Below are 23,007 nucleotides of genomic sequence, written 5' to 3' on the forward strand. Positions count from 1 at the left end.
ACTGAATTCTTATTAATTCCCAACCCCGCATAGCACGGATAAATGGTTTTTGGGTAATTATAAATTCATTTGCAGAATGAAAGATCAAACTTACACCAGTTGTTTCTTTTTTCCTAACTCCGCTGTTATTTTTTGAAATTCCGGGCTATAAATTAGGGAGGGAACTTTTTCAATAGGGTAATAAAATGAAAACATTTTTAATCGCAATCTTAATTATTATTGCGCTCGCATTTATTTGGGCTATTAGTATTTATAACACCTTAATTAGCTTAATAGAGGCAATTAATAACAATAAAAAGCAAATTGATATTCAATTGGATAGGCGATTCAAAGTTTTTGAATCACTGATCGAAGCAGTTAAAAAATACATGGATTACGAAAAAACAACGTTAAAAGACGTGGTTGCTTTGCGTAATCAGGCACAGACTGCCAAAGAAGCAGGAGATGAACAAGGGCGAATCGCTGCAGAAAATGGGATTTCTAAAATTGCATCCAATTTAAATTTGGTTTTTGAGCAATATCCTGATTTAAAAGCAAGCCAAAATGTTATGCAGTTACAAGAAGAAATAGTTAATACTGAAAATAAATTAGCTTATGCTAAACAAGCTTATAATGATGGAATAGAACGTTATAACGCAAAGAAAAAATCATTTTTTGAATCCATGGTTGTTGCAATTTTTTCTTCCTCTTTGGATAAAGAATTTATTTATTGGGGGCTTCCAGAAGAGCAAATTCAAGCAAAAGAAGATTATACAGTCAAACTTTGAGCAATAAATTATGGGGATTGCAGATTATCATGCCACAGCAGGTGATTGGCGTGCACAATTACGGCGGAACGAGAAAAGGACCAGAAGGGTAATTGCTATCTTTTTTTTGGTTTATATCATTGTAGGATTGATAGTGGATACTTTCGTTTTGCAGAGCATGCATCCTCAGGCTTCTTTAGAAAACATTATTTATGCATTGATTACTTTTAAAGTTGTTCCTTATGCCACATTATTGATGATTGCTTTCGCAGCCATTTCCTTGTTAATTACCTATGCTCTTTATGACCGCATTATGTTATTGGGCACCGAGTATTATGAAATAACGCCACAAACAGCTCGTACTTTACAAGAAAAGCAGTTGTACAATGTTGTAGAAGAGATGAAAGTGGCATCAGGCTTACAATATATGCCCAAGGTTTACATTATAGAAGCCAATTACATGAATGCTTTTGCCAGTGGTTATAGTGAGAAATCGGCGATGGTTGCCATTACCCGTGGTTTGATGGAAAAGCTGGACAGGGCAGAAATGCAGGCAGTAATGGCACATGAGTTAAGTCATATCAGGCATCATGATATTAAATTGACGCTAATGGTTGCGGTTCTTAGTAACATTTTATTGATTGTAATTGATGTCCTGTTTTATTCCGTAATTTACAAGCGAGATAGGAGAGGGGATAACCGATTGTTGATGGTTATTATTATTTTAAGATACGTTTTACCTATTATTACTGTTTTGTTAGCTCTCTTTTTAAGTCGAACTCGAGAATACATGGCTGATGCAGGCTGTGTTGAGTTAATGAGGGATAACGAGCCTATGGCGAGAGCTTTGCTTAAAATTAATCAGGATCATGCTCAGAATGCGGAACAATATGCAAAAGCCTATGGGGATACCCCTCATGAACAGGTAAGGCAAGCTTCCTATCTTTTTGATCCTTCCCATATTGATCCGGTAAAATCCTTGAGCAATTCATTTTCAACTCATCCAACTATAGAGCAACGTCTGGAAGCGTTGGGTTTTAAGCGTAAATAGTGTTTTAACGGTTTATGCTATTATTCATTCCCTGAAGGTCGCGAGCTGATGAACTCCTCACGAATTTGTACAATTTTAAATGATTCTGTCATCCCAGTACACTCTATCATCCCTCTACATTCTGTCATCCCTGCGAAGGCAGGGATCCATCCATCAAAATAGTTCATAACTCAAATTAATCCACTGAGAATTGTTTGACTCAATTAAGTTAATTTTCCATTGTCTTTTCCATAGACCCTGAGTTTTTTTGTAAAGTTGGCAAGATAGAATACCCTAATGAAACTTAGGATGTACATTGCAAAATGGATCCCTGCCTTCGCAGGGACGACAGGATGTATGGGGATGGCAGGTCATTACTAAAATTGTACATTTTTGTGGGGATCTTCCAGGTCGCAGTTCTGATTATTACTGCATTTTTATTCGCGGAACCCTACTCCTCTTTTTAAAAGAATCATGTTTAATGCAGTTAAACCCACCAGCATCAAACAAATAATAATCATAGCCAAAGTCATACTGACTTCTTCCTGATCAATCATGGTATGCCTTAAAGCATTAACCATGTATAAAATTGGATTAAAAAGGGATATTTTTTGCCAAAAGGAAGGCAGCATGTTAACACTATAAAATACTCCTCCTAAATAAGTTAGAGGAGTGAGGATAAAAGTTGGAATCAGCATAATGTCATCGAAATTACGGGCTATCATCGCATTGGTAAACCCGGCCAGTGAGAATATGGCTGAGACAAGCATGACAACTACTAAGGTCATAGGCAAATGATCTAATTCAACTGCCAGAAAAAAAGTAGAAATAATAAAAACCAGAATAGCTACTATTAATCCTCTCAGCACCCCTCCTACCACATAACCTAATAATAAAAGTCCATTGTGCATAGGACTAATCAGCATTTCTTCTATACTTTTTTGAAATCGTACACTAAACAGTGAGTTTGAGACATTTCCATAGGAATTGATAATAACCGACATCATAATTAAGCCAGGTGCTATAAATTGTGAGTACCCAACACCTTGAATATCGCCAATGCGCGGTCCGATTAAACTGCCAAAAATTAGAAAATACAAAGTTGTGGTGATTACTGGAGGTAAAAATACCTGGCTCGAAATGCGAAACATACGTACCAGTTCACGTCTTACTAATGTATATAGGGCAATGAGTTGATATTTAAACGCCATTTTTAATAAGGTCCATAAAAAGTTCTTCCAGTCTGTTTGTTTTATTACGCATGCTGTGTATCTTTATTCCCTGCTTTGTTAGCACAGCAAATACTTCATTTAAAGTTAAATTATTATCAACGCGCAGCTCAAAAGTTGTTGCGTCAATTAAAGTAGCCTTGAAAGTTTGCATGTCGGGTAAATGTTCAATAGGGCTTTCAGCATTAAAAATAAAAGTTTGGTGGCGTAATGTTTGTAATAGTGCTTTCATAGAGGTATTTTTGATGATTTGGCCTTTATCTATGATGGCAATGTTTTTACATAATTGTTCAGCCTCTTCCAAATAATGGGTAGTAAGAATAATGGTTGTCCCTTCGGCATTCGTTCTGGTTAAAAAATCCCACATACTGCGTCTGATTTCTATATCAACTCCGGCAGTGGGTTCATCAAGAATGAGTACTTTAGGTTGATGAATTAGTGCTCTTGCAATCATAAGTCTTCGTTTCATTCCTCCAGATAAATGCCGTACTATGGAGTGGCGTTTTTCCCAAAGCCCAAGTTGTTCTAATAATGCTTCTGCTCTTGGTAATGCTTTTTTTCGTGAAATGCCATAATACCCTGCCTGATTTAGTAAAATTTGTTCACAATTCTCAAAAATATTAAGATTGACTTCCTGCGGAACAAGCCCTAAACAGGATTTCGCTTTTTCAGGTTCTGTATCCAGATCAAAGCCGTAAATTTTGATGTTTCCTGATGTTTTATTGACTAAAGTTGTAATTAAACCGATTGTAGTGGATTTTCCAGCACCATTAGCGCCCAGAAGGGCAAAGAAATCACCTGTGTTAACTGTTAAATCAATACCTTTTAAGGCTTCAACTCCATTAGCATAGGTTTTTGAAAGTTGTTTGATTTCTAAGGCATGCATGGCGTACTTTTTAAATAAAAGGAATATTATACACGATAATTTTTTTTCTACAGTAGAGTGTTTATTGAAACCTAAAAAAAGCAGTTACAAACGTAATGAGCTGATTTTCCAGGTTTAATTAGTCTCTATTCCCAGCGCATTGGTTCTGGTGACGAAGGCGGGGTTGAATCGGGAGACGAATCATCAATAGAAGTATATTTTCCAGTAACTGACCTTCTGATTTCCTCCATTTTTGCCAAGAGTGCCAGGTATTCAGGTCTAGTGGAGGAGTTTACTAGAGATTTTTTTTTTCTGTAGATGAAATGTGAGATTCATTCTTTGGTTTTTCTTTTCTTTCTTTGATCTTGGCATTTAATTCATTGAGAAACTTATCACCAGAAAAAAATCCTGAGTTTTTAGCATTTGTGGTGGGGGTAATTGGGTTGGATTTGGGTGGAGATAGTGGAGTTATTTTTGAGGGGCTTTCTTTTTGAATAGTTATTTTTTGGGGTGAGGATAATTGTCCTGAATCCTGAAGAAGAGTGGGATCTGGTTTATCTTTCAGATCGGGATTTGTTGTATGAATAATCCCTACAGAAACGTGATCACTATGGTGTGAACTCCCTAAAGGTTCAGTTTTTTTTGGAGATGCAGTTGTTTGTGAAAAAGGGAGAGTCGTACTTATATTGAGTTTACTACTTGTAATACCACTGAGAGTGGTTAGTAATTGTGTTAAAGACATTAGCTGCTCTTGGGCAGAGACAATCTGTGGGGTTAGTGACACAAACGCTTCTTCTGAACGAACTTGACCTTTTAGGATCTGGTTTTGTGAAGTAAGCAGCACGTTAGTTTGTTTTGTTTCTTCAAGTTGCCTTTTTAATGACTCAACTTCAGTAGAGTATGCTTTCTGAGCTAAATTAAAAGATCGTTGTGTTATTTCCAAGGTTTCTTTTAACTCTCGTATGATACGTTCGGATGGTGTGCCTTCTGGACCAATTTTAATGTGCATTGATTTACCAATAGGAGTAAAGCTATTTGTTTCTGAGTTATATTTAGTAATAAATGTAATCCAGCAATCAAGTAAATAGGGATTAGTTTTAGCTGATAATAATACGGTCGCATTCAGATGTTCTATGATACTAATATCGTGAAAGGTCTCTACGTTCGATTTAATAATTTCTAAAAGTTCATGAAAAAATTTGTTGATGACCTCATGATTCTGTTCTTTTGCCCATTGGTAGAATGAAGGGATTCCATTACGTTCGTAGTTGTCAACAAATTCACCGAATAGTTTAATAAATGCATTACTGATAGGCATTATGATAACTCCAACTCCCTGGAACCATAGTGCTTCATTTAATATCAACTCAGCTTAAAGTTCAATAGCTCTTCTGGAGGTTAAAAAATAAATTTTCATTTTTTGTATCGAGCACTGTTCTATTGAATTATTTTGCTAAGGCTATTATTCACAGGTAGCGAGGTAGAACGTGTTTTCATCCACCCAGTCATGCTAAAACGAGTGTGGTGTGTTTGACAGACTTCATGTGGCAATTCACTATTAAAGCAGACGAATCGATTTCCAATAGGAGATATATTTTTAATAAGTTGCTCTCCTGTATTGTATAGCAGTAGTTCGCCACCCAATTCTTTATGCCAAGTTTCATTTAAATAATAGACACATGAGATTTTTCGGGTCTTTGAAGATGCAAATTGATCGATATGTCTTTTATAAAAGGTTCCAGGCTGATAAATTGCAAAATGAGTTTCAAACTCTGCTAAACCAAGATACATGGTTTGATTCAGAATATTACCCAGGGTTATAAGTTTTTTTAAATAAGCTTGTATGGGGGGATTAGTCGACTCTTCATCTATCCAGAAAATTTTATCAGTTCTAATCGTGTTGTTTTGTTGAGCTTGTGTATTATGGCCAATTTTAGCGATTTTGAATAAATTTTTTTGATTCATTTCTTGAGCTATGTTTCGTAAAGAATGATAGTACTCCTCTTCCAGAAATCCATCAATTATATGAAATCCTTGGGTGCAAATATCGTGAGCAATTAAGTCGGAATTAAGCAACTTGTCTACCAACAAAGCAATATAATAGAGGGCATTTTACGCTAAGAATTCATTTTTGAAAATAATGATGAAGTAGATATCTTTCGCAACTTGCTATCATGAAAAACGGAGCATAGAACCATAATGTACGCGCCAGTACATGAGGATTCGAGTACCGTATCGACGAAGTATTTTTTCACGGTAGTAGAGCTTCGAAAGATGTCTAATGATTCTAGTCACTGGTTTGGGCGGTTTCGGTGTTAGGAGCACCTTCGAGTATTGTTTGATATTCAGGCCATTGTGGCATAAATTGAGTCATAAGCGCATAAAATCGTTTATTGTGACTAGCCTCTAAAATATGTACCATTTCATGTACAAGAACGTATTCAAGACATTTCAAAGGCTTTTTGATTAAATTGAGATTGAGCCAAATCCTTCGGGCACGAGGGTTACATGAACCCCATCGGGTTTTCATTTTCTTAATGCCCCACTGAGTCACTTTTACCTTCATGATTGATTCCCACTGTTCGATTAACTCGGGGACTGTATTATTCATTTCTTTTCGATACCAACGATCCAGAATGATTTGTTTTTGTCTCGGGGTTGAGTTGGTTTTTGTATAATAATGAATTAATTCATCTTGAATTGCGATTTGAAAAGGACCATTATGTTCTTCAACAATTAATAAATAAGTTTTCCCTTTAAATTGAATAGTAGCGCCAGTCTGTAAAGATTGTTCATTACTACAAGCTCTTGAGCGAATTCTATCTTGTTGGGCGCGAATCCACTCGCTTTTTTCTTGCAGCAGTTGCCTTATTAAGCGTTCACTATATCTTACAGGGACACTCACTCTCACTGAGCCATCAGGAGGATAAATTCGCAAGTTTATATTTTTAATGGGTTTTCTCAATACTTCTATGGAAATGTTATCAATTTCAATACGCATAGTAAAATGGGTTATTTGATTTATTTTTGAATTATACAGAAGAATGATTATGAAGGTGAATATTTGTGATTGCTGCAGCTTATATCATAGAATATCTAAAGATTTAATTTGAACTTGTCCCTCTTTGATATAAGCACTAATAAAGGAATATTCAGGAACCTCCATCCAGGTGGTAGAGTCTTGGGTAAGTGGTTCAGAAGAAATAATAATACTTTTTTTCTTTTTCCCAATTTTCATTTTATAGTCCCCATCGAAATAACCGTACCGCTCACCATAGGTATACCATAATGAGTGATAAATCATGTGTGGGGATAAATAATCCCTCAGGGTATAGTGTCCATAATCAAGAACATAACGGGTGGCTACCAGAAAGGATCCATTGGAAATGAAAAAATTAAGTGGGGATGAAATAGTGATTTGCTGTTTCTTTCGAATAAACTTCAAAATATCTATAAGTCCTAAAACCCCATCAAATACCATATTGATATCTGCTTTCTCGTTCTCTGGTAACTGGGAAAGAAATAAAGCATACATCCATTCAGAATCAGTGGTTCCTTTTATTTGTTTTTTGAATTCCGGTTTCATGTACTTAGCCATCGTAAAACGGATGTCTTCAAATCCTGCAAGACTACCATTGTGTGCAAAAGCAATCTCAGTGTTGGCAAATAAAAAAGGATGCACATTCTGATTTGATACCACATTTTTTTCACTGTACTCCACTCCCCGAATATGGGCAATCAAACAATTTGATTTGATTTTAGCAGCAATATTTCTTAGGTTTTCATCATAAAAAGGTAATGAGTGAATTCGGTATAAATAGGGTAAGGATGATTTGGGAAATAAATGATCCCAAGCTGCCAGACCAAAACCGGCAAGATTAAGCATCATATGTGGCATAAGTTTGGGGCTATAACTTTGTTTAATTAAGGAATTATCTGGTTTATACAGTAATTCTTCACATAATATAGATTGTCCAAGATAGCTCATTACTCTACACATAGGCTTATTCCTTTATAATAGTCTCCAGTTTTTCATTGGTTAATCGCACCATTAAGTTATTTAATTTGATTTGCAAGGACACAATATATTTGCAAAATAAATCAAAGCACTTATACCAAAATAAAGGGTTTTCCCTAGCCTGCTTTTCAAGTGTAGCCGTATTGATTTTTAGTAATACGGAGGGATCATTCGTGATGTAATCAAACATTTCAGGTTTTTTATCTATAAATGAAGGGGGACAGATTAGAGTATTAGGTCCATGCACAGCAAACCTGGCTCGATGTTTATCAGATTCAATCCCTCCATGCACAGAACCGCTTACAACAAAATAACAAGGACAATCTGTTTGTTGATTTTTGATCACAGCATACCTTTTGCTTGCTTCAATTATTTGTACACTTTCAAGAAAATTATAAAATTCATCTTTTGTAAATGATTTAAAAATAGGCAATTGATGCAGGTAGGAAAATTTATCCAGACGTTCTTCGATAGATAACTTAGTGATATTGCTGCGAGAAGAATTCAATCTTGTACATTTTGATTCATTTTGATATCGCATTAATTGCTTGATTGTATCCAACATCTCGCGTTGTCTATGTGCGACGTCTTCAATGAGTGAGCGGTTTATCAGGTATCTTATTTCAGGCATGAGGGTATAAAACGCATCATAACAGGTTCGTTCCAATAGAAAACATTCTACTTTCTGATGAGCTCTTACCGAAGCGGTGCAGGGGCTGTTTTGTAATAGACTTACTTCCCCAAATATATTCCCTTGTGATAATTGCGCTAAACTAATTTTGCCTCTTCCCAGAGCAATGACTGAGATATTCACTTTGCCATTTAAAATGACAAAGAGACCAAGTCCAGGCTTCCCTTGTTGTAATATATCTTCATTAGAAAAGGTAAGGAATTGGCCGAAGTCCTGCACTTGTTTCATTTGTAATTTATTAAGATATTTAAATGGATTCGCAGCCATTAAAGTATCGTGAATAGTATTATGGACTTTTGCATTCATAATTTTTTTATATTGATATCCATGATACAAGTATAGGAAACCAATACTAAATTGGCCATTCGTGTACGGGCAAGCCGAGTCTTTGCAATTCAATATAGGTTTTAGTGAGCCATTTCACATCACTGTTATGTTTGTTTAGAAATAGTCTTTGCCAGTCACTCGCGGTTCTCAAGGTTCTTATTCGTTCTTCAATAATAGTCAGATATAATTTGATGTCTTCGGGATGGATTTCAAGCTGGTGTAATCCTTCATGAGCAAAAGGCAGCAAAATATTCAAAAGCAATTCTGATGCATCAATTATTTTGTTATTTACCCAATGGAGTTGACAATTCAATCCATATTTCGCCGCTTGATAAAAATTATATTTTGCTTTTTTGAATTCTAATTGGGCTTCCAGAGGAATTTCTTGTTGTGAAAAGAAATGAACTATACCTATAAAAAGTGCTACGTTAGCACACATATCCAAGATGGTAGGTCCTGCTGATAAAAATCGATGCTCAATACGAAAATGAGGTTGGCCGTCTTGATTAAATCCAAGGACAGGGCGATTCCAGCGATAAATAGTCCCATTATGTAATTGCAAATGGAACAAATCTTCATGAGATAAGTCAATGTAGGGTAATATAGCACCATGGCATTGCTTATTTTCAATAAACAATTCCAATAGTGACTCTTTCAAATAATGATGGCCAAAAAAAGCTCTTGTGGTATGACTTTTTCCAGGTACTTTATCAATATGGAATAGTTGCTCAAAAAAAGGAACTCTGGTTTCAGACCATAAGGGTTGACCCAAAAGACAAAGTGAGTTGGCAGCTATCGCCAACATTGGAGCAGCAATAATTTGAGCTGTATTATAATATCTTGCTGATTCCTTTAATCCCACTTGTAAGTGTATGTGCAGTGCCGAAATTACACCTCCTATAGCGATTGACGGGGAATGCAGTATCAATTTTTCATTACCATTATTACTTATTATGGCAAAATGAATTGAATCCCCATGACGTAATTCGCTCATCCTGCTATCGATAGCATAGTAGCGATGCTCATTGGTTAATTCATGGCAACTAAAATTTTCTGGCAGGGCAGCAGGTAAGGCTCCGATGTAGATGAATTTTTTATTTTCTTTATCAGCCTTTTGATAGCATGCCTGGATATATTTTTGTAAATTTTCGTACAGAAGTGAAAATATTCTATTTTCTAACCAGTAATGATCAGAATTTATTTCCAATGTTGATTTTGCAACTTCTGGGACCAAATGCTGGTCTTTAATGGCTTTGATAAATTTTAAGTTAGAATGTATCGGCTGAAATTTCTCATCCAGAAGCCATCCCTCTAATTCCACCCCCACCTCTTTTCGTAATCCATTGGATAATTTATTTTCTTTCACCCATTTTTTTAGAGTATTTGTTTCTTTTGTGACCAGATCATGAAATAGATAAAAGTCATTATCTTGAAAAGAACTTTGATGGATCTTTGTTCCCATTGGTGATTCAACTGTTCGGAGAGTATCTTAATTATAGTACATATAGTTTATTATCTATGCATATTGATGTCATATACGTACATACTATAATTATACTCAGTATACTTAAAAATGAATTTTGTCCAATTAATAAGGATGAGGTATATGTTTACTCCTAATGCTTGTATAGATATTTTATATAATTACCAACCTTTACTGTTTAAGGAGCAGGCTCTTTGTAAAATCCCCGTAGCTTCACTTGGTAAGAAAGTTGCAATAATTGGAGCAGGAGCTGCAGGATTAGTAGCTGCTCACGAACTATTAAAAATGGGAGTGAAACCAGTAATATATGAGGCTTCTAATCGCATTGGAGGCCGACTATACTCTCAACCTTTTCAGCAATTGGATGAAGATATTCAGCCTTTTTCCGAATTAGGGGCTATGAGAATCCCACTAAGCAGCAGAATATTCTTTCATTATGCAAAAAAAATAACCTGTGTGATCAAGCATTATTCCCAGACCCAGGAATAGTAAATACTGATATTTATTATAGAAATACGCTTTATCATTGGGTTGCTAATCAAGAGCCACCAGAACCGTTTCATCAGATTGGCAAGGTATGGAAACAATTTATTAGTCCTATTGTTCAACAGATCCATACGGAGTGGAGAGATGGACACTTGGAAAAGGTACGTGAGATATGGCAAAAGCTTATTGATCAATACAGCAATAAGAGCTTTTATGAGGTATTAAAAACTTCTACTCTTATTAATGATCATGAAAAAATCAATCTATTTGGTGCCTTAGGCATAGGTAGTGGGGGTTTTAGTCCTCTTTTTCAAATTGAATTTATGGAAATTCTAAGACTTTTGGCTAACGGTTATCTTGATGATCAGATTTTAATTCGTAATGGAGTATCTGAATTTGCAAAACGGATGTTTCATTTGAAGGTTTCTTCACCTTTAGGAAGCATATCATTAGCTGATACTAACTGTTTGCATCTAAATCTGCCGGTTGTAACTATGGATTATAATACTGAAACACGAAACCCTATAATCATGGTCAAAAATCCTAAAGGAGAAATCTACCAGGAAGAATTTGATGCTGTTATCTATACAGGCTCCATGTGCACAGCTCATCTCATCAACCTTACTGGCAAAACACGACAAGGTGTATATTTATTGGAAGACAAGGTTAGAGCCGCAGTTAAGATTTCCCCTATGATTGCTTCATCAAAAACCTTTATCTGTACAAAGAGCAAATTCTGGATTGATAAAAAAATGCCTCAATGCCTTTTAACGGATGATTTACCTCGCGCAATTTATTTTTTGGATTATCCCCAAACAAAGTTTGGGGTCGTATGTCTGAGTTATACTTGGGGTATGGATGCCATGAAATTGCATGCTGTTGAACCGAAAGATCGAGTCGTTATGTTTAAACGAGTTATAGAAGAGATTTCGGGAAATGCTAATCAGTATCTTAAACCATTGAATGACGAAGTGATTTCTATTGATTGGATTAATGAAAAATATCAAAATGGAGCGTTCAAATTGTTATCTCCAGGAATGGGGCCAGGACAGCAAGCACTGTATTTTCAATTTCAATCGGTCAAAACAGCAGACGATAAAGGAATTTATATTGCAGGAGATAGTGTATCTTGGTCCGGAGGATGGGTAGAAGGAGCGTTATACACCGCATTAAACGCAATTTATGCAGTGGGGAAAAGATTTGGCGCAGAAATTCCTCCTGGCACGCCATTGGATCAGAATCCCGACTTGTACTATTACGGATAACCGAAGGATTAAGTTCAATTATTGTTTAGCGTTCAGCACCTATACATGGACTATCAATATACTCACCATTAATATCTAAAACCATATTGACGCTAGCTCGTTGATAGCGAGCCAGAGTATCGTATTGTTGCTTTGTAATATAACCATAAGAACTGCCACAATAAAATAGAGAAGAGGCACCAGGTTTTGGTTTGACTTGTACTGGAATATCACAATCCCACCGAAATTTTGTTAAATCACAATTGGCAAGGGCGATTCCAGTTGGTAGGAGAGATAACAGTATGCTGATAACCCATTTATTTTTCATAGAGTTCTCCACTTATTTTATTGTTTTCTTTAAGTATAGGATAACAATTGATGAGCGTATGTTGTTTAACGTGAAATAAATTTTCACAAGATTTTTCATATTGTTAATGTTATAAATTGGGTGATTAGGTTTTAATAATGGATAACTATGCTTTCATCAACAAAGGAATATCTTCAAGCTTTGCGTGAGGGGAAATACCTTCTTTTTTTGCAATGGCCACAATTTATTACTGAGTATTATGGTAACAAAGATAAAAATCAGGACGCTGATGAAATCTTGAGTTTGTTAATATTTGAATGGTTAAATAATGGTTTTTGTGAAGCAGACATAAAAAAATTTGCTGTTTTGTATGCTGTTCATGAACTTGAAGTCAGACCTATAAGAGAACAATTATCCTGTTCACTTACTTCAATTTCCATAGCACTTTTCCCATGCATGGTTTATCTTGCCCAAAATCTTCAAAAACATTATATGAGTTCTAAAGAATTGTCGAGCAAGGAAATACTCCAATTGATGGATAAGAATAATATGTATCTAGATAAGCAAATTTTTCTTAATTGCTTGGGGGAGGAACAGAATAAATTCTTTACCTGGGTTAATGAAGTGGAAAGTGCTGAGGTGAAAAAAGCATTTGACAGAATTTATTCTGTGACTTATCTGAGATATCTTATTGATGATTATCGTATTCAATTAGAAGCAACAGACCTTCTTAATGATAAGCTAAAAGCCTCTCGGCTCAGTATCATTATCCGATTGCACAAATATTTGAATGAGCAAACAGAATTAACACCAGAGGTGAATGATGAAATTGAAGTGTATGTAAAAAAAATCTGGGAAATGCAGCCCGCTGAATTTGAGGAAGAATTTTTAAAGGAAATTTCACCCTCCTCTTTTATAGACAACGCAGTAAGGTTCTTAACGGGGATGAGTGCGAGGTTTTTTAATATATTACAGCCGCCTACTCCCCCTGTGAATTTAAATTCTGATGTGGGTCAGAATCCTAAAGTTAATTAGTGTCTATTAGGCCTCTTGTATAACCTGTATCTTTTATTTCGCGCTATAAAGGTTTCTGCAGTGCTTATTTACTCTATGTAAACTTTGCTCTTCGAAACCTTTACACCTTCACTAAAGCAAAATATATAGGTTATGCAAAAATTTTTTTGCGTATACTATGCACCAATTGTTTTAAGCTAAGCTTTTTTGCCTCATGCAAGTGAAATGTAAACAGATCCAGGATGTGAGGTCTTATTATTATTTATTATGAGATAGTTTATTATGTAGTTTCTGCTTCATGAGCAAGCAACAATTTTTTATAAGTAATGGACTCTGGATTTCCCATATATCCCCCAATGTCATTTTTTCCAACCACTCTGTGGCAAGGAATAAATAAAGCCAAAGGGTTACTCTTGCAGGCTTGACCTATGGCTCTAGGGCTACTTTGCAATTTGCTCGCAAGTTCTCCATAAGTTATGGTTCTGCCCACTGGAATTACTAGTAATGCATTCCAAACTTTTTGTTGAAAAATGCTGCCTTGAGGTTTTAATGAGAGCTGAAAACGGTGATGAGGGTTATCAAAATAGGACTTTAATTCGTAAGCAATTAAGTGAGCGAGCCGATTTTTAGCTGGTTCGCCTAATTTTTTTGAAAAGGAAACATTAAAAATAAAATGCTCATCATGTACTACTTCCAGATTACCTATAGGGGTATTAAAAATAGACACGAAGAGCATTTCAGTATTCAAAAATTAATCGCCTTTTTTCCCTGCCAATTTTTCTTTAATACGAGCAGCACGACCGGCAAGATTTCTTAAGTAATACAATTTAGCTCGACGCACATCACCTCGTCTTTTAACAGTAATACTATCAACGATAGGGCTGTAGGTTTGGAAAACACGCTCTACACCAACGTTGTGAGAAATTTTACGTACTGTAAAAGCAGAATTTAACCCACGGTTGCGTTTAGCTATTACTATTCCTTCAAAAGCCTGTAGACGCTCACGGTTACCTTCAATTACTTTCACCTGAACGAGAACAGTGTCGCCTGGACTGAAATCAGGGATTTCCTTGCCTTGCATTTGCTCAGCATTTATTTGGTCAATAATATTAGTCATAGACTACTCCTCAAATTGGTTTATCCTCATCAGGAATCACCGTGTTCGCATTTAAACTCAGCAAGCAATCGCTTGTCTGTTTCACTTAGTTGTATTCTTTCAAGTAAATCCGGCCGCTTTAGCCAGGTTTTACCCAGAGATTGTTTTCTACGCCAGCGGTCTATCTCCTTATGGTTTCCACCTAACAAAACATCAGGTACATTCAGACCATTTATAGTTGCTGGTCGGGTATAATGAGGACAGTCGAGTAATCCATTCATAAATGAATCTTGTTCAGCTGATCCCAAATGTCCTAGACTACCTGGTATTAAGCGAATTATCGCATCTATAAATACCATTGCGGCTAATTCACCACCACTTAAAACAAAATCTCCTAGCGACCATTCCTCATCGATATGATTACTAATGATTCGCTCATCAATTCCTTCATATCGTCCCGCAATAAATAGCAAGGGCTGTTTGCTGACAGCTATCTGCTTTAGATCGCGTTGTTTAACTGCCTTGCCTTGCGGGCTTAAATAAATTGTTTTGCAGTGTTCATTCATTTCACTGCGAGCATGCATTATTGCCGCATGCAATGGCTCATACATCATGACCATTCCTGGTCCACCACCATAGGGTTTATCATCAACTTGTTTATATAAATTTGATGACCAATCCCGAGGATTCCAGTAATCAATTTTAACTAGACCTTGTTCAATGGCACGACCAGTTACCCCATAATGGATGCTTCTCATTATTTCAGGTAATAAGCTGATTACTCCAAGGTGCAATGTCACTTAAAAATCCACATCCCAATCAACAGTGATCACTTTTTGGTTTTCATTGATATCAATGACATACTGGCCTGGTAAATAGGGAATTAAATGTCTCCTTTCGCCTTGCACAACAAGCACATCATTCGAACCAGTAGGCATAATCTCAATAACTGTTCCAAAAGAATCACCTGTTTGGTTTATAACATTCATCCCTATCAGTTGGTGCCAGTAATATTCACCAGCTTCTAAAATAGCAAGCTGTGACTCTTGTACAGCAATGTCCGCATTAGTAAGTGAAGCGACTAATTCACGTTCAGGATAACCTTCAATTTGAGCAATAATAGTTTTATTGTGTACTTCTATTGCTAACAACTTAACCGGTTGCCACTGTTTGTTTAAAAAGACGTGCCAGTCACTGTACCGCAAGATATTATCACTAGGATCTGTAAAGGAGTGAACCGTGACAAAGCCTTTAATACCATGAGGCCGGCCAAATCGACCAATTACCACCCAGTTTGTCTTTTTATCCACTGGACTAAGCAGCTGTCTCTGAGTTTTTATTGTATTCTTTTACCAAGGCACTGACTCGATCGGATAATTTAGCACCGACCTTTTGCCATTGGTTCATTTTATCCATATCAATGTGAAGTTTTACTTCTTGTCCACGTGCTATAGGGTTAAAATAACCAATACGCTCAATGTAATTTCCATCGCGACGTTTGCGGCTGTCAGTAACAACCATGTGATAAAAAGGACGCTTTTTTGCGCCAGCTCGTGATAAACGTATAACGACCATTATTTTCCTCTACTTTAGAGTGGTTATATAAAAATGCCGTGTATTGTACGAAAATTACCTCGGCATGTGAAGTAATTCTTACGAATTATTTTAAATCATCTGGAAACATGCCTTTTAGTCCGGCCATACCTCCCATTCCGCGCATCATTTTCTGCATTCCACCAGGTTTGGTAAATTTTTTCATCATTTTTTGCATCTGCTCAAATTGTTTTAACAATCGATTGACGTCCTGAATTTGAGTTCCAGAGCCCAAAGCTATGCGTTTTTTACGGGAACCGACAATAATTTTGGGGATACGGCGTTCTTTAGGGGTCATGGAGTTAATAATGGCAATGGTTTGCGCCATCGCTTTATCATTAACTTGTTGCATAGCTTGTTTAGGTAATTGATTCATACCGGGTAATTTACTCATCATACCAGCAATGCCACCCATATTATTCATTTGCAAAAGTTGTTGTTTAAAATCTTCTAAATCAAATCCTTTTCCCTTTTTTAATTTTTTTGCCAGCTTCTCACTGGCCTGCTTGTCGGCCTTACGTTCAACTTCTTCAATCAGAGTTAAAATATCCCCCATACCAAGAATTCTTGAGGCAATACGCTCTGGATGAAAAGGTTCCAAGGCTTCTATTTTTTCACCACTACCTATAAATTTTATTGGTTTCCCGGTGATTTGCCGGACTGACAGAGCGGCACCACCTCGAGCATCGCCGTCTGTTTTAGTCAATATGACCCCGGTAAGTGGTAATGCTTCATGGAACGCTTTTGCAGTATTAGCCGCATCTTGACCTGTCATGCTGTCGACGACAAAAAGTGTTTCAATGGGATTAACTGCTTTGTGCAAAGATTTAATTTCTGACATCATGTCTTCATCAATATGCAGACGTCCTGCAGTATCGAGAATAAGGATATCCATATATTGTTTTTTAGCGCTATCCAATGCTTTTTGAGCAATTGTGAGTGGCTGATCTTTGGGGTCAGAGTCGACGAAGGCAACATCAATTTGTTCTGCCAACACTTTGAGTTGGTGAATGGCCGCTGGTCTGTAAACGTCAACACTCGCGAGCATTACTTTTTTATTTTCGGTTTCTTTTAAGTATCGGGCAAGTTTTGCGGTACTGGTTGTTTTACCAGAACCTTGCAAACCAGCCATTAAAAACACAGCGGGAGGTTGGGTTTTATAATTAAGTTCAACCCGTTCATCACCCATGACATGAATGAGTTCATCATGTACGGTTTTGATGAAAGCTTGGTCTGGATTTAAACTGGTTAAAACTTCCTGACCGAGAGATTTTTGTTTTACTTGTTCGATAAATTCCTTAATAACAGGTAAGGCGACATCCGCTTCAATAAGCGAAAGCCTCACTTCGCGCAAGGCATGTTGAATATTGTCTTCTGTCAGACGACCTTGACCCCTCAGATTTTTAAAGGTGCGGGTCAGACGTTCGGTTAAGTTTTCAAACATATGTAGTACCTAAAAAAACAATTACTATAACACAGAGAATTAAAAATATACTACCGAGAAAGGCGTATTAATGATTCTCCTTAATTAATTAAACGAAAATCAATTTTAGTAGTCTCTTAATTTGATTATAATTGTTATAGAGTAATATAAACTACTCTACAGTTAAGCGAAGCTAATCTCACACTCCTCTCGACTTATTTTATTGGTTAATTTTATACTCATGCGACTAAGGATTGTATTGGAGCTAGGGATATGCTTTTTGTTTTCATTTGTATTGCAATAGTTTGTGGTTTTGTCTTATATAAATTTTTACCTCAGTTTGTGTCAACTTCTGTTTTCTCGATAATAAACAAACCGAATTCTAAAGAACTAACTCATGATGGAATTACTACCGCACTAATCCGATTAGGATATCCTGAATTCGAAGGGGTTTGTTATGGATTCACTCTAAATTGGGCATTGGCAGTGGCTCAGGGTAAAGAAACTTTATTCTACCGTCAGCTGCATCTTTTACGAGCTCATCAATCGGATTTACCAAACACCTTAGAGCAAATTCAGGAAAAAAGAGAAAGGGAGCATCTGTTAACTAAAGACGAGTCAATCATTGAAACGTTACCTGAATTGGGGAAGAAAATTTGTATTGCTCAAGACCCGGCACAATACAAAGAAAAGTACGGAAAATTGGTATGGCAACCCGATATTAATTCTATTTTGAAAGCCATAAACTCCAAATCATCGATTGTGAAACAAATTTTTTATAAAACACATACTTTTTCAAACCAGGAAGAAGCAACAGAATATTTTGAATTATTAAAAAAAACGGGGCTACAGGATAATGTGGCAGTAATTATTAGCACTGCTGATCATGCCATGGGATTTAAATTAGCCGGAGATGTTTGGCGTTTTATCAATATTAATAACTTATATCAACAGGACAAAAATAAGCCTTATTTTGAATTGTCATCCAAGAACCTGGTGAAGGAGCTCTATCGTGTCTGTGTAGACAATCTTCAGGGAAATCGATTGACAGTGAATACTGATTTTATTTCTGCTAATTCTCAGGAAAAACTATCAGGAACTCTAAAGAATATTTACCCAGCGTTTCCCCTCAGAGATAAAACATCTTACAGTGAAAGATTGGCTTTTTTTAACATGGCTGCAACCCAGGGAGATATGGATTCTGTAAAAAAATGTATAAACTCAGGATGGTCTATTTTTTCTAGACGGCGACTAAGTGATGACTCTCCTATACTTAAAGCAATTTATTTAGGAAGGAGAGAAGTTGTTCGAGCTATGCTTAGTGCTTCACAACACCGAATCAATCAAAAGCGTAAAAGCGATTCCGCTACTTTGCTTCATATGGCCTGTCGATATGGTGGTAGTGGCATAGTAGAGGATTTATTAAATATCAAAGGCATTGCAATTGACCCCAGAGATAATAAGGGACGAACTCCGTTAATGCTCGCTTGTAAAAAATCAGTAATAACAAATGACAGGAAACTATTTAATTTATTATTTTCAAAAGGAGCCTCTCTTAAAATCAAAGATCATAAAGGTTTAACGGCTCTTGATCATGCTATTAAAAATGAGCATACCCTGGCAATAAAAATGATTGAAGAGAGATTGCAAAAGGAAGCACGTACGAAGCAATATTCAAGGCCTCGTCAATTCAGATTTTCTAATACAAAGGGTACTTTATTTTATTCTGGATCCAGGGCAATTTGTAATGATCTGCCTCAACCCGGTTTTAGTATGAAATGAGAAATATAGCTAAGTTGCTGAAAATACAGTGCTGTCTAATATGAAATTATAATATGCATTAGAAAAAATCTTGTTATTAATTTTATGTACAGAATACTGGTTTTTCATTGCATAACATCATATGATGTTTTTCCATCGGACTTGTACTGATATGAGGCGAATTATCTCAACCCAGGTTGATTAATTTTATTGTTCAGTATATTAAGGGGTATATTTGGTTATTTTTTATTCGATTATTAAGGTTTCCTTAAGCTTATTTCTTTATAATAAACTTTTGATTCTAAATAGTCCTCACTGAAGGAATACAATGAGTAATAAAAAACATTCTCTCACCATATTTAGCTTGACTATGATTACAGTTGGTTCTGTGGACAGTATCCGTAATTTACCAGCTACTGCATTATTTGGGAGTCAGTTGATTTTTTATTTTATTCTGGGGGCTTTATTTTTTCTTATACCTACTGCATTAGTTTCAGCGGAGCTAGCTTCTGGGTGGGCTAAGCAGGGTGGTGTCTATATTTGGGTTAAAGAGGCTTTTGGTAAAAAATCAGGGTTCATGGCCATTTGGTTGCAATGGATAGAAAATGTCATTTGGTACCCTACGATTTTATCTTTTGTTGCTGGAACAATCGGTTATCTAATTAATCCATCTTTGACTACTAATCCTTATTTCCTTTGGGCAGTCATTGTAAGTTGTTTTTGGGGGGCAACTATCGTGAATTTACGTGGTATGAAATCATCTGCCATGTTTAGTAATATTTGTTCTTTAGCAGGATTATTATTGCCGATGTCTTTGATTATAGGTTTGGGCGTTGTTTGGATCGTTCAAGGTAACCCCTTACAAATTAGTTTTGATATACCAAGTATTGTTCCGCATTTGTCGGATCAAGGAATGTGGGTTTCATTAACCGCCATTATATTGTCGTTTTGCGGGATAGAGATTGCAACGGTACATGCGAACGACGTTAAGAATCCTCAACACGCTTTTCCCAAGGCACTGATTTATTCTGTGGCAATTATTTTGAGTACTTTAATATTAGGCTCGTTAGCTATCGCTGTGGTATTGCCGCAAAATGATATCAATTTAGTTGCTGGAATTATGCAGGCATTCTCAGCATTTTTTCTTAAATATCACTTGCAATGGATGATGCCAGTAGTGGCTGTCATGCTGGTGTTGGGAGGATTAGGTGGAGTGAGTAATTGGATCATCGCTCCAACTAAAGGATTATTGGTTGCTGCAGAAGAAGGCAATTTACCAGAGATATTTCAACGAACTAATGAAAAAGGTGCACCTGCTATGATGTTGTATGCTCAGGCATCTATAGTAACAGTATTGTCAGCCTTATTTTTATTTATGCCCAGTGTTAATGGTTCTTATTGGTTATTAACTGCATTGGCTGCTCAATTATATATGCTGATGTATTTGATTATGTTTTTGGCAGCAATTAAATTACGTTTAAGTCAGCCACACCATCCAAGGCCCTTTAAAATTCCTGGTGGAATCGCTGGTATGCTCTTTGTTGCAGGTATAGGTATTATTGGAGTGGTCACTACGTTAGCTGTTAGCTTTATTCCTCCTGAAGGGATTAATGTAGGGAGTACTGCACGGTATGAACTTACCTTAATCGTTGGCCTGGTGTTGATGTGTGCCCCCCCATTCATCAGTACCTGGTTGCAATCTAAAGGAGTGGATTTGGAGCCGGCTGTTTAATGTTACATGACAAGTTAATTTAATAATCTTTTTGTTAGTGTAATGTTCAAATTATGAGTCATATTGATGAATTATTAACAGAGTTAACAGCACGATTACCAGAGCTGGAATGGAAGATCAGTGGATGGAGTTCTTCTATTACCATTCATAATTTACCAAAAGGGTTATTCTCTTCAGGGATTGAATTAACTGGATCTGACTGTATTAAAGAAATCAGGGATGATATTCAAGCGTTACAAAAACATAAGGATGGGGCTGGTGCCTATTTTTTAGCTGAACGTATTCAACAAAAGATTAATGTATTAGTAATTCTGTGCCAGATGGATAAAAAGAACATTAAACATGAAAAAAAGGCTCCTTTTGATTTAACAATGTTAAGTACAAGACAGCAATGGATTAAAACCATGGAAGATAATATCCGAACATTAGAACAGCAATATCAATCTATGATAAATACTTTTGAACAAAAGAATTCTTACTCTAATCCCACAACAATTTTGCATTTGCAAGCTGAGTTAGGGGAAATTGAAAGAAGACTTACCATTGCAAAGGAAACTTTAAATCGAGCTATATCCTAAAATCTCCAGATGTAATTAAAGAATAATTCTTTTGCATAATAATATTATGCTGTAAATTAGAGACGCTTAAAAAATCATAATAAGGAAAGGAGTGTCTCCATGTCAGATAAGTTCTCACATATTACAAAAGATATCAGTACACAATTAGCCAAGTTCCGCAAAGAAATGCCAGAGTTCATGGCTGGATTTTCTGCGTTGGCGCAAGCTGCAACCAAAGACGGTGTTTTGGATAAAAAAACCAAGGAATTAATCGCTATGGCTCTAGCAGTGGCGAAACAATGTCCTGGTTGTATAGGGTTTCACTCACAGACTTTGGTGAAATTGCAAACATCAAGAGAAGAGTTATTAGAAACACTGGGCATGGCAGTTTATATGGGTGGCGGCCCTTCACTGATGTATGCTGCAGAGGCTTTAGAAGCGTTTGAAGAGTTCAGTAAGTAACCGGAATTCGATACAAAAGGCAAGGAAATGCCCTTTATATCGTTAAACGAACGTTATCCCGTAAAATGCGCGCAGCATTGATACGAGATCTGCTCCAAAATAGTCTGCTTCCCTATCAAAAAATAACATCATTTTTTGATAGGGAACTCACATCAAGTAGTTATTAGAAGCCAGCCTGTTACCTAAAGGAAATAGAAATAAATAAAGGACTTGGAAAATGCGAGTATTAGCGAAGCAATTCACAGGGTTTAATATCCGTAATAACAATTTCAAGGCAACATTTTCTTGTTTAAATCGTTTGTAGAAAAAATTCAGGAAGAGTCATTACAGTAAGTGCTACTGAGGAGATAGTATAGACGCCATATGTTGCATTTGTTTCTCTTGAGGACTCGGTTCGCAGGGATATTTTTTGCCAAGACCTAATAGAGCGACTTGAGAAACTGTCATTTTATCTTTATCACTTTGTTGACTGGATATCTCTTTGTAAGTTTGTTGAATGAGCTCGTTCATGACAAAAGAATTAAGTTGTACCCCTTGCGGCAAGCAAAAAATAGGTTTGCCTTGCGTTTTTGCGACTTCATTAGCCTGGACTAGTGTTTCAGCAATACTTTCACTGGTAATGGTGAGTACGTGACGTGCGGATCTTGCCCAGGCTTGAGCTTGAGGGTCTGCTTTCATTTCCATTTGCGGGATATTATTAGCAATATTCATGTAATTATTTATTGTATCGGCCTGTATATATCCACTGATAAGAATTAAACTGATAAACAAAAGACGCATTTTAAGTCCTCAAGATCCTTAATTAATGTGAGTTCGATATCAAAAAATGAGGCTATTTTTTGATATCGAACCAGACTATTTGGGAATAGATCCCGTATCAATGCTGCGCATTTTACTGGATAACGTTCGTTTAACAATATAAAGAGCATTTCCTTGCCTTTTA

Annotated in this window: 24 protein-coding genes and 1 pseudogene; 8 read left to right on the forward strand and 17 right to left on the reverse strand. The window is 36.3% G+C overall.

What is annotated here, in order from left to right:
- The first annotated feature begins 185 nt into the window (after positions 1 to 185).
- Together ACZ5EK_RS02045 and htpX are read left to right on the forward strand one after the other, a co-directional pair.
- Entirely contained in the window at positions 186 to 767 is a 582-nt protein-coding gene (locus tag ACZ5EK_RS02045) for a LemA family protein (protein WP_464431153.1), read from the forward strand.
- A 10-nt stretch (positions 768 to 777) separates the two neighbouring features.
- Positions 778 to 1,797, forward strand: a complete 1,020-nt coding sequence (gene htpX / locus ACZ5EK_RS02050) for a zinc metalloprotease HtpX (RefSeq protein ID WP_464431155.1) — start codon at positions 778 to 780, stop codon at positions 1,795 to 1,797.
- Between the two features lie 20 nt (positions 1,798 to 1,817).
- On the opposite strand, the gene ACZ5EK_RS02055 is transcribed toward htpX, so the two are convergent.
- The 9 genes from ACZ5EK_RS02055 to ACZ5EK_RS02095 form a co-directional block, all read right to left on the reverse strand.
- Positions 1,818 to 1,964, reverse strand: a complete 147-nt coding sequence (locus ACZ5EK_RS02055) for a hypothetical protein (RefSeq protein WP_464431157.1) — start codon at positions 1,962 to 1,964, stop codon at positions 1,818 to 1,820.
- 249 nt (positions 1,965 to 2,213) lie between these two features.
- Complete coding sequence (locus ACZ5EK_RS02060) at positions 2,214 to 2,987, reverse strand: ABC transporter permease (protein ID WP_464431159.1); 774 nt, start codon at positions 2,985 to 2,987, stop codon at positions 2,214 to 2,216.
- Complete coding sequence (locus ACZ5EK_RS02065) at positions 2,977 to 3,891, reverse strand: ABC transporter ATP-binding protein (RefSeq protein WP_464431161.1); 915 nt, start codon at positions 3,889 to 3,891, stop codon at positions 2,977 to 2,979. Before ACZ5EK_RS02065 ends, ACZ5EK_RS02060 begins: the two co-directional genes overlap by 11 nt.
- A gap of 274 nt (positions 3,892 to 4,165) precedes the next feature.
- Complete coding sequence (locus ACZ5EK_RS02070) at positions 4,166 to 5,188, reverse strand: coiled-coil domain-containing protein (RefSeq protein ID WP_464431163.1); 1,023 nt, start codon at positions 5,186 to 5,188, stop codon at positions 4,166 to 4,168.
- A gap of 119 nt (positions 5,189 to 5,307) precedes the next feature.
- Positions 5,308 to 5,946: a 2OG-Fe(II) oxygenase gene (locus ACZ5EK_RS02075; protein ID WP_464431165.1), complete on the reverse strand. Its 639-nt coding sequence runs from the start codon at positions 5,944 to 5,946 to the stop codon at positions 5,308 to 5,310.
- Positions 5,947 to 6,157: 211 nt separating this feature from the next.
- Entirely contained in the window at positions 6,158 to 6,871 is a 714-nt protein-coding gene (locus ACZ5EK_RS02080) for a M48 family metallopeptidase (protein WP_464431166.1), read from the reverse strand.
- Between the two features lie 84 nt (positions 6,872 to 6,955).
- On the reverse strand, positions 6,956 to 7,870 hold the full coding sequence (locus tag ACZ5EK_RS02085; protein WP_464431168.1) for a class II glutamine amidotransferase: 915 nt from the start codon (positions 7,868 to 7,870) through the stop codon (positions 6,956 to 6,958).
- Positions 7,871 to 7,874: 4 nt separating this feature from the next.
- A complete protein-coding gene (locus ACZ5EK_RS02090) occupies positions 7,875 to 8,885 on the reverse strand; it encodes a cyclic nucleotide-binding domain-containing protein (RefSeq protein WP_464431170.1) in 1,011 nt (336 codons plus the stop codon).
- Positions 8,886 to 8,931: 46 nt separating this feature from the next.
- Complete coding sequence (locus ACZ5EK_RS02095) at positions 8,932 to 10,368, reverse strand: glutamate-cysteine ligase family protein (protein WP_464431172.1); 1,437 nt, start codon at positions 10,366 to 10,368, stop codon at positions 8,932 to 8,934.
- Between the two features lie 144 nt (positions 10,369 to 10,512).
- Here ACZ5EK_RS02095 and ACZ5EK_RS02100 point away from each other — a divergent pair.
- Positions 10,513 to 12,140: pseudogene (locus ACZ5EK_RS02100) on the forward strand (flavin monoamine oxidase family protein).
- Positions 12,141 to 12,165: 25 nt separating this feature from the next.
- Here ACZ5EK_RS02100 and ACZ5EK_RS02105 read toward each other — a convergent pair.
- Complete coding sequence (locus tag ACZ5EK_RS02105; RefSeq protein ID WP_464431173.1) at positions 12,166 to 12,447, reverse strand: hypothetical protein; 282 nt, start codon at positions 12,445 to 12,447, stop codon at positions 12,166 to 12,168.
- A gap of 147 nt (positions 12,448 to 12,594) precedes the next feature.
- Between ACZ5EK_RS02105 and ACZ5EK_RS02110 the strand changes: the two genes are divergently transcribed.
- On the forward strand, positions 12,595 to 13,461 hold the full coding sequence (locus ACZ5EK_RS02110) for a helical bundle domain-containing protein (protein ID WP_464431175.1): 867 nt from the start codon (positions 12,595 to 12,597) through the stop codon (positions 13,459 to 13,461).
- Between the two features lie 259 nt (positions 13,462 to 13,720).
- Here ACZ5EK_RS02110 and ACZ5EK_RS02115 read toward each other — a convergent pair whose 3' ends face one another.
- The 6 genes from ACZ5EK_RS02115 to ffh all read right to left on the reverse strand — a co-directional run bounded on the left by ACZ5EK_RS02115 (position 13,721) and on the right by ffh (position 17,573).
- A complete protein-coding gene (locus ACZ5EK_RS02115) occupies positions 13,721 to 14,176 on the reverse strand; it encodes a methylated-DNA--[protein]-cysteine S-methyltransferase (RefSeq protein ID WP_464432435.1) in 456 nt (151 codons plus the stop codon).
- A 15-nt stretch (positions 14,177 to 14,191) separates the two neighbouring features.
- The gene (gene rplS, locus ACZ5EK_RS02120) at positions 14,192 to 14,557 is read right to left on the reverse strand and encodes a 50S ribosomal protein L19 (RefSeq protein ID WP_464426288.1); all 366 of its coding nucleotides are present in this window, start codon (positions 14,555 to 14,557) and stop codon (positions 14,192 to 14,194) included.
- 29 nt (positions 14,558 to 14,586) lie between these two features.
- Complete coding sequence (trmD, locus tag ACZ5EK_RS02125) at positions 14,587 to 15,336, reverse strand: tRNA (guanosine(37)-N1)-methyltransferase TrmD (RefSeq protein ID WP_464431177.1); 750 nt, start codon at positions 15,334 to 15,336, stop codon at positions 14,587 to 14,589.
- Positions 15,337 to 15,846: a ribosome maturation factor RimM gene (rimM, locus tag ACZ5EK_RS02130; RefSeq protein WP_464431179.1), complete on the reverse strand. Its 510-nt coding sequence runs from the start codon at positions 15,844 to 15,846 to the stop codon at positions 15,337 to 15,339.
- Positions 15,847 to 15,850: 4 nt separating this feature from the next.
- Complete coding sequence (rpsP, locus tag ACZ5EK_RS02135; RefSeq protein WP_464426291.1) at positions 15,851 to 16,111, reverse strand: 30S ribosomal protein S16; 261 nt, start codon at positions 16,109 to 16,111, stop codon at positions 15,851 to 15,853.
- 85 nt (positions 16,112 to 16,196) lie between these two features.
- On the reverse strand, positions 16,197 to 17,573 hold the full coding sequence (ffh, locus tag ACZ5EK_RS02140; RefSeq protein WP_464431181.1) for a signal recognition particle protein: 1,377 nt from the start codon (positions 17,571 to 17,573) through the stop codon (positions 16,197 to 16,199).
- 252 nt (positions 17,574 to 17,825) lie between these two features.
- Here ffh and ankG point away from each other — a divergent pair, with 252 nt between their 5' ends.
- From ankG to ACZ5EK_RS02160, 4 genes are all read left to right on the forward strand, one after another.
- Positions 17,826 to 19,334 carry a Dot/Icm T4SS effector AnkG/AnkZ/LegA7 gene (gene ankG, locus ACZ5EK_RS02145; RefSeq protein ID WP_464431182.1) on the forward strand — a complete coding sequence of 503 codons (1,509 nt, stop codon included), beginning with the start codon at positions 17,826 to 17,828 and terminating at the stop codon, positions 19,332 to 19,334.
- Positions 19,335 to 19,641: 307 nt separating this feature from the next.
- Entirely contained in the window at positions 19,642 to 21,045 is a 1,404-nt protein-coding gene (locus ACZ5EK_RS02150; RefSeq protein WP_464431183.1) for an amino acid permease, read from the forward strand.
- Positions 21,046 to 21,098: 53 nt separating this feature from the next.
- Positions 21,099 to 21,623 carry a primosomal replication protein PriC gene (gene priC, locus ACZ5EK_RS02155; protein ID WP_464431184.1) on the forward strand — a complete coding sequence of 175 codons (525 nt, stop codon included), beginning with the start codon at positions 21,099 to 21,101 and terminating at the stop codon, positions 21,621 to 21,623.
- A 99-nt stretch (positions 21,624 to 21,722) separates the two neighbouring features.
- Positions 21,723 to 22,064: a carboxymuconolactone decarboxylase family protein gene (locus tag ACZ5EK_RS02160; RefSeq protein WP_464426296.1), complete on the forward strand. Its 342-nt coding sequence runs from the start codon at positions 21,723 to 21,725 to the stop codon at positions 22,062 to 22,064.
- A 336-nt stretch (positions 22,065 to 22,400) separates the two neighbouring features.
- Here the strand turns inward: ACZ5EK_RS02160 and ACZ5EK_RS02165 are convergent, their stop codons facing one another.
- On the reverse strand, positions 22,401 to 22,844 hold the full coding sequence (locus tag ACZ5EK_RS02165) for a phosphatase (RefSeq protein ID WP_464431185.1): 444 nt from the start codon (positions 22,842 to 22,844) through the stop codon (positions 22,401 to 22,403).
- Positions 22,845 to 23,007 lie beyond the last annotated feature (163 nt).

The organism is Legionella sp. JM-2024 (assembly GCF_055389095.1).